Below are 12,556 nucleotides of genomic sequence, written 5' to 3' on the forward strand. Positions count from 1 at the left end.
AGACCCGGAGCGGAGAAAGGTTCATCCCCGACCTGACGCGCGCGTGCGCTGGCCGCGCTCCTGATGCCGGCCGTTCTGCTGCCGGTGGCTCCCGCGTACGCGGGAGCCACCGGCAGGAGAACGGCCGGCAGCAGGAGAGCGGCCAGCGCACGCGCGCGTAAGGGCGGGGATGAACCTTTCTCCGCTCCCGGTCGTCTCCACGGAAAACCGACCACCATGCCCGAAGCCCTCCGTAGTCATCCGTCACTACTCGTAGTGCTGTGACCCGCGCGGGTCTACGACGGTACGGGCGCGGCGGGGCTTCCGTTCGGCGCCGATTCAAATCCCGCCCATGAGACGGGCGAAAACAGCCCCCGAGGGCGCGACCTGCCCGGACACGCACTATCGTCTTCCGGACAAAAGGAGAAGGGCTGCCAGGTGAAGCAGGGGTGACCTGCGTCTCTGTCAGGGGGAGAGGCGTGCCCGTAGGGTTCGTCCGGAGGAAACCCCTGGTGGGCCTCCGGGAGAACCACCAGACAAGCGGGAACGAACGAACGGGGCGGGAGGCCTACCAGCCGTGGCGAATGCGGAGCACAGCGGGCGACCGGCGGAACCCTTCGGGGCGAGTGCCGTCGACCCCGCGGACGCACGACAGGCGCGTCTGCGCGCGGCCCGCATCGGCCTGTGGCTGCTCGTGGCGGTCCTCGCCGTACGGCAGGTCGCGGCCGTCCTGTCGACCCCGCGCGGGGAGCGCCTGACCGACCTGGAGACCTGGGTCGGCCAGAACGGCGTGCTGCACGTCAACGGCTCGCTGTACGACTCCACGCAGTTCACCGGCACCCCCTTCGGCGGCCTCGTCCTCAAGCCCCTCACGAAGGCCGCGGAACAGGCCCTCGGCTGGGGCTGGACGTTCGGCACGCTGCTGCTGGTCGCCGCCCTCGGCGTCGTCGCCGCGCGCGCCCTCCCGCAGCCCGTGAGCCGCCGTACGGCCCTCCTCGCGGCCCCCGTCGCCATCAGCCTCCTGATGCTCTCCCTGCCCGTCCGCAACACCCTGTGGCTCGGCCAGACCAGCATCATCCCGGTGCTGCTGGTCCTCCTCGGCTGCTTCGTCGCGCGCGGGAAGTACGCCGGCGGCGTCCTCATCGGCGTCGCCGCGGCCCTCCAGCCGACCGTCCTGCTCTTCGCCGCGCTGCTGTGGTTCACGCGCAGACGCCGGGCGGCGGCGACGGCCGTAGGGACGTTCGGCGCGGCCACGCTGCTCGCCTGGGCCGCGATGCCGCACGACTCGTACACGTACTGGGTCCACCACATCGCCGGCACCGGGCTCGGCGGCAAGGCCGACGACCTCGCGAACCAGTCCCTGCACGGCGCGCTCCTGCGCCTCGGGATGAACGGGCCGCTCGAAATCGGCCTGTTCCTCGCGCTCGGCGCCGTCGTCGCCGCCCTCGGCGTACGCCGTGCCGTGCGCTACGCGCGGGACGGCCAGTTGCTGCTCGCCGTCGCGATCACCGGGTGCGCCGCCATCGCCGTGTCGCCGACCACCTGGCAGCACCAGCTGCTGTGGGTGCTGCTCGCCGTCGTCGGGCGGGTCGGGAAGCGGGCCTCCGACCGGTACGTGTGGCCCGTCGCCGTCGTCCTGGTGATGACGCTGCCCGCGAAGATGATGCTGCCGAACATGGCCGCCCTGTACCCCGTCCGCGACAACATCGTCCTGTTCGCCGCGATCGCCGCCGCCACGTTCCTGCCGTTCCTGTCCCGCAAGGACCCGCTGTACGCCGCGCCGACGCCCACGCAGTACGCCGCGCCCGTGCCCGCGCGCTTCTCCTGGGTGCCGTTGCTGCCGTTCATGCGGCGCGTGCTGTCCCGGCCGAACCTCCTCCTCGAACTGCTCCTCATCCGCGTCACCTACGCGGCGTACCAGAAGGTCCGTCTCGCGGCCACCGGCGGCACGAACTCCGGCGGGCGCGTGCGCGCGGAGGAGCACGGGCAGCAGATCCTCGACATCGAGCGCTTCCTGCACATCGACATCGAGCACGCCGTCAACCACTGGGTCGTCGGCGTCTCCTGGCTGCGCAACTACTTCGACTTCTACTACGAGTCGTTCCACTTCGTCGTCCCGCTGACGGTCCTCGCGGTCCTCTACTGGCGCCGCCCCGTCGACTACCGCTGGGCGCGCGCGTCCCTGGGCTTCGCGACCCTCCTGGCCCTGGTCGGCTTCTGGCTCTACCCCCTCGCGCCCCCGCGCCTGATGCCCTCCCTCGGCATCATCGACACCGTCCACGGCGTCCAGGACTTCTCCAAGCCGGACTACGGCACGTTGACGGCCCTCACCAACCAGTACGCCGCCATGCCGTCCCTCCACTTCGGCTGGTCCCTCTGGTGCGGCCTCGTCATCGCCATCGTGGCCCCGAAGTGGTGGATGAAGGCCCTGGGCCTCCTGCACCCCCTCTTCACGGTCTCGGCCATCGTTGCCACAGGCAACCACTGGATCCTCGACGCGGCCGGCGGCGCGGCCGTCGTCCTCGCCGGCTTCGGACTGTCCTACGCCTTCATGGGCCCCCGCGCCCGGATGGTGACGAAGGTCGCGGCGCAGGAACAGGACAGAGAACCGGAGAAAACCGTTGCAGCACCTTCTCCTGGCTGACGCCTCCGACTGGATCGGCCCGCCGCTCGACCCCGGGATGATCAGGCGGGCCGAGGCCGCACTCGGGGTCCGTCTGCCCCGGAGCTACGTCGACCTGCTGTCCGTCCAGAACGGGGGTCTGCTGCGCAACACCCGTTTCCCCACCGCGTTCCCCACCTCGTGGGCACCGGACCACATCAGCGTCGAGGCGATCTGGGGAGTCGGCGGCACCGACGGCATCGACGTCCTGTCCCCCGACATGATCGCCGAATGGGGCTACCCCGAGATCGGTGTCGTCTTCGGCCTCACCCCCTCCGGCGGGCACGACACGGTGATGCTCGACTATTCCGGGTGCGGCCCCGAAGGGGAGCCCGCGGTGGCGTACGTCGACGAGGACAGGGTGCCTCGGCGGATCGCGGAGTCGTTCGCCGCGTTCCTCCGTGGGCTGGTGGAGGACTGAGGGCCTCACGGGAGGTGCGGCGGGAGGCCCTCGACGCCGAGGCTCAAGGCATGTTGTCCAGGTCCATCGGCGTCGCGCACTCGAACCACACCGTCTTGCCGAGGAGGCCGACCGGGTCGATTCCCCACTTGTCCGTGAGGGCGTCCACCAGGACCAGGCCGCGGCCCGACTCGGCGTCCAGGGGCAAGTCGCGGATGGGGGCGGGGAGTTGGGGGCTCGGGTCGGTTACCTCCACGCGGATCGCGTTGGGCTGGCGCAGGATCAGGACCTGGCAGCGGCGGTCCGGGACGTGGCGGTGGACGTTCGTGACCAGTTCCGTGAGGGCCAACTCCACGGCGTGCGTGACCTCTTCCGTCCGCCACTCCTTCAGCAGCGTGCGCGTGATGCGGCGGATGTGGCGGGGGGAGTGGTCGCCGACCCTGAGGATCAGGCAGTACGTGGGGAAGAGGGGACCCACCAGGAAGGGGGGAAAGTGTTTGTTCACAGTACGAGCGTGGACCCTCTTCCCTACTCTGGGCTACCGGATGAATACAACCTGTCGGTTTGTTCGCGGGTTGTCGAAACTCTGTGTCAGAGAGGGGACTTGGGTGACCCACATCAACGTTCTCGACCCGGGTGCGTCGCCGCTCGACTACTACGGCTTCGAGCTGCGCCGCTTCCGCGAGGCGTCCGGGATGACGCAGGGTCAGCTGGGTGACGTCGTCAACTACACGGGTTCCCTCATCGGCCAGATCGAGAACGCGCGGAAGGTCCCCACGCTGGAGTTCAGCCAGCGCATCGACGCGGCGCTGAACACGGACGGTTTCTTCTCGCGGCTGGTCATTCTGGTCCTGCGCTCCCAACTGCCGTCGTGGTTCCAGCAGGTGGCGGAGTTGGAGGCGCGGGCGGTGGAGATCCTGACGTTCCAGATCGGCATGGTCCACGGCCTCCTCCAGACCCCGGCGTACGCGCGCGCCACGCTCGGCACGATGGATCAGGTCGACCTCGACAACCGCACGGCTGCCCGGCTCGCTCGTCAGCACATCCTGGAGAAGGCGGAGCCGCCGGTCTTCTGGGCGATCGTCGGTGAGGCCGCGCTCTACCAGGAAATCGGCGGTCCTGAGGTCATGCGCGAACAACTGGCGCATCTGTTGTCCTTCGAGGACAACCCCCGGATCAACGTCCAGATCCTGCCGTTCGCGGCCGGTGCGCACGCGGGACTGACGGGATCGTTCAACGTCTACCGCTTCGCCGACGACCCCGACATCGTCTACACCGAGGGGTATGGCGATGGCTATCCCACCGCCAACCCGGACACCGTCAAGGACTGCTCGCTCCGTTACGATCACCTGCAAGCCGCCGCACTCTCCATCAAGGACTCGGCGGAGTTGATGCGGCGGGTGATGGAGGAACGCTATGGCGCGGAGCACGGACATGGTGTGGCGTAAGGCCAGTTACAGCGGTGACCAAGGCGGCGATTGCGTCGAGATCGCCTCAACTCCCCTCACCCGCATCGCCATCCGTGACTCCAAGAACCCCGCAGGCCCCCACCTCACCCTCCACCCCACGGCGTTCTCGGAGTTCCTCACCTGGACCCAGAATCGCTGAACGTCAGAGCCGCTGAAGAATCGTCCCTGTAGCCAGCGCACCCCCCGCGCACATCACCACCAGCGCGAACTCCTTGTCGGACCGCTCCAGTTCATGAAGAGCCGTCGTGATGAGTCGAGCCCCGGTCGCGCCCACCGGATGCCCGAGGGCGATCGCACCCCCGTTGACGTTCACCTTCGCCAGGTCCTGGCCGAACACCCGCGCCCAGCTCAACACCACTGAGGCGAACGCCTCGTTGATCTCCACGAGGTCGATGTCCTTCAGCGTCATCCCGGCCTTGCCGAGCACCGTGTGCGTCGCGTCGATCGGCCCGTCGAGGTGGTAGTGCGGATCGGCACCGACCAACGCCTGCGCGACGATCCGGGCCCGGGGCTTCAACTTCAGCGCACGGGCCATCCGTTTGGACGCCCACATGATCGCGGCGGCACCGTCGCTGATCTGCGAGGAGTTCCCCGCCGTGTGAACGGCCGTCGGCATGATGGGCTTCAGCCCCGCGAGCGCCTCAAGTGACGTGTCGCGCAGCCCCTCGTCGCGGTCCACCAGCCGCCACATGCCCTGCCCGGCGGCCTGCTCCTCCTCGGTCGTCGGCACCTGCACGCCGAACGTCTCGCGCTTGAACCGTTCCTCCGACCACGCGTCCGCCGCCCGCTGCTGGGACAGCACCCCCAGCCCGTCGACGTCCTCGCGCGTCAACTCCCGCCGCCGGGCGATGCGTTCGGCGGCCTCGAACTGGTTGGGAAGGTCGACGTTCCACTCGTCGGGGAACGGCTTCCCGGGCCCGTGTTTGGACGCGGAGCCCAGCGGCACCCGCGACATGGCCTCGACGCCGCAGCTCACCCCGACGTCGATGACCCCGGCCGCGATCATGTTCGCGGTCATGTGCGAGGCCTGCTGGGAGGACCCGCACTGGCAGTTGACGGTCGTCGCGGCGGTCTCGTACGGCAGGCCCATGGTCAGCCAGGCGGTCCGCACGGGGTTGGCGGACTGCTCGCCGGCCTGGGTCACCGCGCCGCCGACGATCTGCTCGACCGCGTCGGCGGGAATGCCGGTACGGCCGAGGAGTTCACGGTACGTCTCGCCGAGCAGGTAGGCGGGGTGGAGGTTGGCGAGCGCGCCTCCGCGCTTGCCGATGGGGGTGCGGACTGCTTCCACGATCACGGGTTCGGCGGCCATGGGTGCGGATTCCTTCCGGGGCCGAGTAACTAGTACGTGTTCTAGTTCCGTCTGCCAGTCTGCGGATGTGGCGTACGTCACCGCAAGGGTCTTGCAGCCTCAAGCCCGCTGAACTACGGTCTCCGCACCTATTTCTGATGAGCCGTCAGATGGCGGGAGCTGTCCCATGCCCTGTCCAGCGCTTCCCGAAGGCTTCGACTTCACCGACCCCGACCTGCTGCACGCCCGTGTCCCCCTGCCGGAGTTCGCCGACCTGCGCAGCGTCGAACCGGTGCGCTGGATACCGCAGTCGGGCAACGTCGCCGGCTTCCAGGACGAGGGGTACTGGGCCGTGACCCGGCACGCCGACGTCCGGTACGTCTCGACGCACCCCGAACTCTTCTCGTCCTCCGTCAACACCGCGATCATCCGCTTCAACGACCACATCGACCGCGCGTCCATCGAGGCGCAGCGCCTGATCATGCTGAACATGGACCCGCCGGAGCACACGAGGGTCCGGCAGATCGTCCAACGGGGCTTCACACCAAGGTCGATCCGCGCGCTGGAGGAGCGGCTGCGCACGCGCGCGTACGACATCGTCGAGCTCGTACGCGGCAGCGCGGACCCCTTCGACTTCGTCACCCAGGTCGCCTGCGAACTCCCCCTCCAGGCGATCGCCGAGCTGATCGGCATCCCCCAGGACGACCGGGCGCGGGTCTTCGACTGGTCCAACAAGATGATCGCCTACGACGACCCCGAGTTCGCCGTGACGGAAGAGGTGGGCCAGCAGTCGGCCGCCGAGATCATCGCCTACGCGATGGACATGGCCGGCGAGCGCAAGAAGTGCCCGGCGCAGGACATCGTGTCGACGCTGGTCGCCGCCGAGGACGAAGGGAACCTGAACTCCGACGAGTTCGGCTTCTTCGTGCTGATGCTGGCCGTCGCCGGGAACGAGACGACACGCAACGCGATCACGCACGGCATGCACGCGTTCCTGACCCACCCCGAACAGTGGGAGCTGTACTGCCGCGAACGCCCCCCGACCATGGCCGAGGAGGTCGTCCGCTGGGCCACGCCCGTCGTGTCGTTCCAGCGAACGGCCACGCAGGACACGGAGTTGGGCGGGAAGCAGATCAAGAAGGGCGAACGGGTGGGGCTGTTCTACGCCTCCGCCAACCACGACCCCGAAGTCTTCGAGAATCCGGGCCAGTTCGACATCATGAGAGACCCGAACCCCCACCTCGGGTTCGGAGGCGGGGGTCCGCATTACTGCCTGGGCAAGTCACTGGCCGTACTGGAGATCGACCTGATCTTCAACGCCGTCGCCGACGCGATGCCGGGAATCCGGCTGGTGGAGGACCCGCGGCGGCTGCGGTCGGCGTGGATCAACGGCGTCAAGGAGCTGAAGGTCAGCGCCAGTTGACCGGAAGGCCGGTCAGTACCAGCCGTTCGCCTGCCAGAAGTTCCACGCCGCGGCCGGGCTGCCGTACCGCGAATTCATGTACTCCAGGCCCCACTTGATCTGCGTGGCGGCGTTCGTCTGCCAGTCGGCGCCGGCGGACGCCATCTTCGAGCCGGGGAGGGCCTGGACAAGGCCGTAGGCGCCGGAGGAGGCGTTCTTCGCGTCGACGTCCCAGCCGGACTCGTGCTCGACGATGTGCGCGAACGCGTTGTACTGCGCCGTGTCCGGGATCAGCTGCTTCGCGATCGTCTGCGCCTCGGTGGCGGAGTCCGCGGTCGCGGTCGCCGCGTGGGCGGGGGCCGCGGTGAGGGCCATGCCGACGGCGGCGGTGGCCACGGCGGCGGTCGTGAGGGCCTTCTTCGGGGACCGGGCGATGCTGCGGACGGCGGCGAAAGACACGGGAACCTTGTTTCTTCGGGGACAGGGCGGTCGCTCGCGCCGGGGGAGTCTCACCTCCGGCAAAGCGGCGGCGCCGAGGCCCGTGGGGGCTTGTCGGCGCCGTGCGACGTCAACCAGAGAAGCAGGCGGCGGGGGGCACCCGCAAACACCTCCTTTACTAGGTTTAGTCGCATTTGCGGTGGTTCATCGCCGTGTGACCTGCGCCCGGAGCTACGAACCGGCTTCGTAGGTGACCCGGGTCACGTGGGGTGGTTCACCGGTCAACGGCTGATTTCTGTGCTTTCTAGCTGAAAATCACCGACCGGAACTCCGTGCCCGCGCCCCCTCCGGCCTTCGGCTCCAGCGCGGTCGCGTCACCCGTGCAGTCCGGGTTCGCGAACACCACGGCCGTGGAGCCCGTGTCGTTGTACGCGTAGCGCGCGGGAGAGCTGGCGCCCGGGTCCGCGACCTCGGGCACGGTGACACACTCCCGGCTCACCGGGTTGTTCAGGACGCCGACCTGCGGGGACCCGTCCAGGCCGGTGTAGGCGTAGAAGAAGGGCCCTTCGGCCGCCGACGCGGAGGTGGGGACGGTGACGATCAGGGCGAGAGCCCCGACACCGGCGGCCAGGGCGGTACGCATGCGCATGTGCGCGGTTCCTTTCGCGGTCTCTCCGTGACCCATGGGAGGCATGAAGATGCGGAGAGTGATGAGTGTTACGGCGGCAGACCTGCCCAGGCCGAACCAGGTCATGCCGGTACTCACTCGGACGAATGATCGCGTTCCGTACGTTTACGTCGCGACGGCCACGTACGTCACCGGGTCGCTCCCCGGCACCGCCTCCACGCGGCCCAGCTTCACCAGGCGCCTGACGTGCGCTTCCGCCTCCGACACCGCGATGTTCCGGGAGCCGTACGGGATCTGGGCCCACGGCCGGTTCCACTCCATCCGCACCGCCAGCTGCCATGGCGTGAGGGGCGTTGTCAGTAGCGCCTGCAATGCTGAAAGCCGCTGGTCGTGGTGGTCCAGCAGGGCCTGGACGCGGGCCGGGGCGTCGGTGAACGTGTGCTGGTGGGCGGGGAGGATCTCGGAGGGGGTGAGGCGGGCTATCCGTTCCAGGGAGTCGAGGTAGTCACCGAGCGGGTCGGTCACCGTCGCGTCGTCCGGGTCCTCGTACAGGCCGATGTGGGGAGTGATCTCGGGGAGGAGGTGATCGCCGGAGAAGAGGCGGCCCGTGCCGGGGAGGTCGTGCGGGTGGGTCTCCTCCAGGTGCAGGCAGACGTGACCGGGCGTGTGGCCCGGCGTCCAGATCGCGCGCAGGCGGCGGCCGGGCAGGGGGAGCAGCTCGCCGGGGACGATCTCCCGGTCCGGGACCGCCGGGGAGAACCCGGGAAGCGGCCGGCGCGGGGCCTCGCGCAGCGGCGCCACGTGCTCCTCCGGCGCGCCCGCCGCCGTCAGCTTCGCCGACATGTACGTGTACCAGCGCTCCGGCCGCGTCTCCCGGGTACGGCGGACTATCGCCGCGTCCGCCTCGTGCATCGCGATCCACGCGCCCGACGCGTCCCGCACCTTGCCGGAGAGGCCGTGGTGGTCGGGGTGGTGGTGCGTGACGACGACGCCGGTCAACTCCTCCACGGACGTACCGCAGTCGGCGAGGCCCTGGACGAGGGTGTCCCACGACGCCGGGTCGTCCCAGCCGGTGTCCACGAGCACCGGTCCGGCGTCCGTGTCCACGACGTACACCAGCGTGTGGCCCAACGGGTTGTCAGGGATGGGGACTTGGAGGGAGCGGACGCCGCCGCCGTGGTCGTACGTCGTCGTGCCGGTCCCCGTCATGTGCCCTCCGCATGCCGCCGCGCCGTGGCCATTGCTCACTATAACTAGAACTGGTATCAGTTCCTGAAACACCGTCAGAAACCGGTGCCGATACCGAGGGTGTGGTGGCTATGGACGTCGTGGAGTACGGACAGCTGGTCATCGGCGGGGAGTTGGTGGCGCCGCTCGGGGACGGGGTCATCGAGGTGGTGTCGCCGCACACCGAGGAGGTCATCGGGCGGGTGCCGCATGCGACGTACGGGGACGTCGACCGGGCCGTCGGGGTGGCCCGGCGGGCCTTCGACGAAGGGCCCTGGCCCCGGCTGTCGTTGGAGGAGCGGATCGCCGTCGTCTCGCGGATCAAGGACGGGATTGCCGCGCGGCACGAGGAGTTGGCGCGGGTCATCTCCTCCGAGAACGGGTCGCCCTACTCGTGGAGCGTGCTCGGGCAGGCGCTCGCGTCCATGATGGTGTGGGACGCCGCGATCACCGTTGCCCGGGGGTTCGTGTTCGAGGAGCGGCGCGACGGGGTGCTCGGGAAGATCCTCGTACGGCGGGAGCCGGTCGGGGTGGTCGCCGCCGTCATCCCCTGGAACACGCCCCAGTTCGTCGCCGCGTCCAAGCTCGCGCCGGCGCTGCTCAGCGGGTGCGCGGTCGTGCTCAAGCCGTCTCCCGAGGCTCCGCTCGACTCGTACGTCCTCGCCGAGATCTGCCGGGATGCCGGGCTGCCCGAAGGGGTGCTGTCGGTGCTGCCCGCGGACCGGGAGGCCGGGGAGTATCTCGTCGGGCATGCCGGGGTCGACAAAGTCGCGTTCACCGGGTCCGTGGCCGCCGGGAAGCGGGTCATGGAGGTCGCGGCTCGTCAACTGACCCGGGTCACCCTGGAGTTGGGGGGGAAGTCTGCGGCGATCGTGCTGCCCGACGCGGATGTCGACGCGGCGGTCGGCGGGATCGGGCCCGCCGCGTGGATGAACAACGGGCAGGCATGTGTCGCGCAGACGCGGATCCTGCTGCCCCGGGAGCGGTACGACGAGTTCACCGAGGCGTTCGTCGCCGCCGTCCGCGCGCTGAAAGTCGGCGACCCGCTCGACCCCGCCACCCAGATCGGCCCCCTCGTCGCCCGGCGCCAACAGGAACGCAGCTTCGAGTACATCCGGGTCGGCCAGGAAGAAGGCGCCAAAGTCCTCGCCGGGGGCGGACGTCCTGACGGTCTCGAACGCGGCTGGTACGTCGCTCCCACGCTTCTCGGCGACGTCGACAACAGTATGCGGGTCGCCCGCGAGGAAATATTCGGCCCCGTCATCTGCCTCCTCCCCTACGGCGACGAGGACGAGGCCGTGCGAATCGCCAATGACTCCGAGTACGGCTTGAGCGGGAGCGTCTGGACCCAGGACGTCGAACGCGGCATCGATATCGCCCGACGAGTACGCACCGGCACATACAACGTGAATACCTTCAGCCTAGACATGCTCGGCCCCTTCGGCGGCTACAAAAACAGCGGCCTGGGCCGCGAATTCGGTCCCGAAGGCTTCAGCGAATACCTCGAACACAAAATGATCCACCTCCCGGCCGGAGCCTGACCATGGGCGACCGCTGGCGCCTCGACGTCGACCGGTCCCTGTGCATCGGCTCCGCCCAGTGCGTCCACCGGACCCAGGGCTTCTTCCAACTCGACCCCGGCCGCCAGTCCCAGCCGGCCGAGACCGAGACCGACGCGAACGAGGCCGTCCTGGAGGCGGCGGAGAACTGCCCAGTGGAGGCGATCTCCATCGCGCTGGCGGGCACCGGGGAGGCGGTGTTCCCGCCGGAGGAGTAGGGGGGCTGGGGGGTGTGGCGGGTGCTGTCGTCGGTCGAGTGCGGGTGCGTTGTGGCTGGTCGCGCAGTTCCCCGCGCCCCTAAGGGAGTGGCACTGATGTCGGTTGGGTGCGGGCTCGTCGTGGTTTCTCGCGCCCACGCGGCGGAGCCGCATATCGATACAGCCCCGCGCCCCTGGGGGGTGGCAGATCTATGCTGTCGGCTTCAGGTGGTGGGGCATTGCGTGCTGACAGGGGCTCTTCATGTGGTCAGTCATTCGACGATTCGGCGGTGTGTTCGTCACCGGGGCCGCTCTCTTCTCCCTCTCGGGGTGCGTTGTTCCCTCTGATGCCGTTGCCGGGATATCTGTCGGTGCTGATGGGAAGTTGATCGGGGTCATGTTGGTGTGCGGGCATCACATCGACGGCGCGACTCTTTATATAGATAGCGAGGAAGCCGTCATGGAAAGGAAAGTGGGGAAGTGGATCGCAGACCGTCCTCTTGGGCCCGGGCTCGTTACCTGGCCTCTTGAGACCCCTGCCGCCGGGTGGGGTGGAAAGGGGCTGTCCGCCCCTCTTCTGGGCCGTTTCACGTACGTGCTCTACGGGTGGACCAAGGACAACTCCTGGTCGGCGGTGGGTGTTTCTTTCAACGTGCGGGATCGGATTCCACCCGGGCAGGTCCGGTACGAGAAGGAGGATTCCGCGGTCACGGTTTCTCTGGAGGAGTTCGAAGCTACCGCTTGTCGGTAGCCGGCGTGTCGATCAGTTTGCAGACCGTTTCGATGTCGATTTTTACCTGGGCGATGGAGGCGCGGCCGGAGAGCCAGGTGATCAGGGCCGAGTGCCAGGTGTGTTCGATTACCCGGACTGCTGAAAGTTGGGCGGGAGTTGGGTCGGGTTCGCCCATGGCGTCGAGGATGATGGAGGTTGTTTGGCGGGAGACCTGGTCCACTTCGGGGCTTACGCTGCGGTCCGCGAAAGTCAGGGCTCGGACCATTGCGTCGGCCAAGTGGGGTTCGCGTTGGAGCGCTCGGAATGCTCGCATGAGGGTTTCCGCTACGCGGACGCTGGGGGAGTCCCCCGCGGGGGGTTTCTTTCGCAATGTGCCGTGCATTTGGGCTAGTTGGTCCTGCATCGTGGCCACCAGAAGGTGGACCTTCGACGGGAAGTACCGGTACAGCGTGCCCAGCGCCACCTGGGACGACTCCGCGACCTCGCGCATCTGGACCGCGTCGAAGCCGCCGCGGCTGGCGAGTTGGGCGGTGGTGTGGAGGATCCTGCTGCGGCGGCTTCGACGCGGTCC

General features: G+C 68.7%; 14 protein-coding genes. 8 read left to right on the forward strand and 6 right to left on the reverse strand.

Annotated features, from left to right (window positions below):
* The first annotated feature begins 556 nt into the window (after positions 1 to 556).
* Together AOK24_RS30995 and AOK24_RS31000 are read left to right on the forward strand one after the other, a co-directional pair.
* Positions 557 to 2,623 carry a bifunctional glycosyltransferase 87/phosphatase PAP2 family protein gene (locus AOK24_RS30995; protein WP_055723355.1) on the forward strand — a complete coding sequence of 689 codons (2,067 nt, stop codon included), beginning with the start codon at positions 557 to 559 and terminating at the stop codon, positions 2,621 to 2,623.
* Positions 2,601 to 3,062, forward strand: a complete 462-nt coding sequence (locus AOK24_RS31000; protein ID WP_240554214.1) for an SMI1/KNR4 family protein — start codon at positions 2,601 to 2,603, stop codon at positions 3,060 to 3,062. Before AOK24_RS30995 ends, AOK24_RS31000 begins: the two co-directional genes overlap by 23 nt.
* 43 nt (positions 3,063 to 3,105) lie before the next feature.
* Here AOK24_RS31000 and AOK24_RS31005 read toward each other — a convergent pair whose 3' ends face one another.
* Complete coding sequence (locus AOK24_RS31005) at positions 3,106 to 3,546, reverse strand: ATP-binding protein (protein WP_055723356.1); 441 nt, start codon at positions 3,544 to 3,546, stop codon at positions 3,106 to 3,108.
* 103 nt (positions 3,547 to 3,649) lie between these two features.
* On the opposite strand from AOK24_RS31005, the gene AOK24_RS31010 reads away from it, so the two are divergent.
* Both AOK24_RS31010 and AOK24_RS31015 read left to right on the forward strand, forming a co-directional pair.
* Positions 3,650 to 4,489: a helix-turn-helix domain-containing protein gene (locus AOK24_RS31010; RefSeq protein ID WP_055723357.1), complete on the forward strand. Its 840-nt coding sequence runs from the start codon at positions 3,650 to 3,652 to the stop codon at positions 4,487 to 4,489.
* Positions 4,476 to 4,649, forward strand: coding sequence for a DUF397 domain-containing protein (locus AOK24_RS31015; protein WP_240554215.1), 174 nt, complete (start codon positions 4,476 to 4,478; stop codon positions 4,647 to 4,649). The genes AOK24_RS31010 and AOK24_RS31015 overlap by 14 nt, the downstream gene beginning before the upstream one ends.
* A gap of 3 nt (positions 4,650 to 4,652) precedes the next feature.
* Here the strand turns inward: AOK24_RS31015 and AOK24_RS31020 are convergent, their stop codons facing one another.
* Complete coding sequence (locus AOK24_RS31020; RefSeq protein WP_055723359.1) at positions 4,653 to 5,822, reverse strand: steroid 3-ketoacyl-CoA thiolase; 1,170 nt, start codon at positions 5,820 to 5,822, stop codon at positions 4,653 to 4,655.
* A 166-nt stretch (positions 5,823 to 5,988) separates the two neighbouring features.
* Here AOK24_RS31020 and AOK24_RS31025 point away from each other — a divergent pair, with 166 nt between their 5' ends.
* Positions 5,989 to 7,224 carry a cytochrome P450 gene (locus tag AOK24_RS31025; RefSeq protein WP_055723360.1) on the forward strand — a complete coding sequence of 412 codons (1,236 nt, stop codon included), beginning with the start codon at positions 5,989 to 5,991 and terminating at the stop codon, positions 7,222 to 7,224.
* A 12-nt stretch (positions 7,225 to 7,236) separates the two neighbouring features.
* Here AOK24_RS31025 and AOK24_RS31030 read toward each other — a convergent pair whose 3' ends face one another.
* The 3 genes from AOK24_RS31030 to AOK24_RS31040 form a co-directional block, all read right to left on the reverse strand.
* Positions 7,237 to 7,662, reverse strand: coding sequence for an aggregation-promoting factor C-terminal-like domain-containing protein (locus tag AOK24_RS31030; RefSeq protein WP_055723361.1), 426 nt, complete (start codon positions 7,660 to 7,662; stop codon positions 7,237 to 7,239).
* A 283-nt stretch (positions 7,663 to 7,945) separates the two neighbouring features.
* A complete protein-coding gene (locus AOK24_RS31035; RefSeq protein ID WP_055723362.1) occupies positions 7,946 to 8,290 on the reverse strand; it encodes a hypothetical protein in 345 nt (114 codons plus the stop codon).
* Between the two features lie 144 nt (positions 8,291 to 8,434).
* A complete protein-coding gene (locus tag AOK24_RS31040; RefSeq protein ID WP_055723363.1) occupies positions 8,435 to 9,478 on the reverse strand; it encodes an MBL fold metallo-hydrolase in 1,044 nt (347 codons plus the stop codon).
* A 110-nt stretch (positions 9,479 to 9,588) separates the two neighbouring features.
* On the opposite strand from AOK24_RS31040, the gene AOK24_RS31045 reads away from it, so the two are divergent.
* The 3 genes from AOK24_RS31045 (at position 9,589) to AOK24_RS31055 (ending at position 12,003) form a co-directional block, all read left to right on the forward strand.
* Positions 9,589 to 11,037 (forward strand): aldehyde dehydrogenase, encoded by a 1,449-nt coding sequence (locus AOK24_RS31045; RefSeq protein ID WP_055723364.1) that lies wholly within the window; start codon positions 9,589 to 9,591, stop codon positions 11,035 to 11,037.
* A gap of 2 nt (positions 11,038 to 11,039) precedes the next feature.
* Positions 11,040 to 11,273 carry a ferredoxin gene (locus AOK24_RS31050; RefSeq protein WP_055723365.1) on the forward strand — a complete coding sequence of 78 codons (234 nt, stop codon included), beginning with the start codon at positions 11,040 to 11,042 and terminating at the stop codon, positions 11,271 to 11,273.
* Between the two features lie 271 nt (positions 11,274 to 11,544).
* Positions 11,545 to 12,003, forward strand: coding sequence for a hypothetical protein (locus AOK24_RS31055; protein ID WP_240554217.1), 459 nt, complete (start codon positions 11,545 to 11,547; stop codon positions 12,001 to 12,003).
* On the opposite strand, the gene AOK24_RS31060 is transcribed toward AOK24_RS31055, so the two are convergent.
* Positions 11,987 to 12,556: TetR family transcriptional regulator (locus AOK24_RS31060; RefSeq protein WP_055723366.1), on the reverse strand; the 570-nt coding region annotated here is incomplete at its 5' end. The genes AOK24_RS31055 and AOK24_RS31060 overlap by 17 nt on opposite strands.

This window comes from Streptomyces niveiscabiei (assembly GCF_001419795.1).
GTDB lineage: Bacteria > Actinomycetota > Actinomycetes > Streptomycetales > Streptomycetaceae > Streptomyces > Streptomyces niveiscabiei.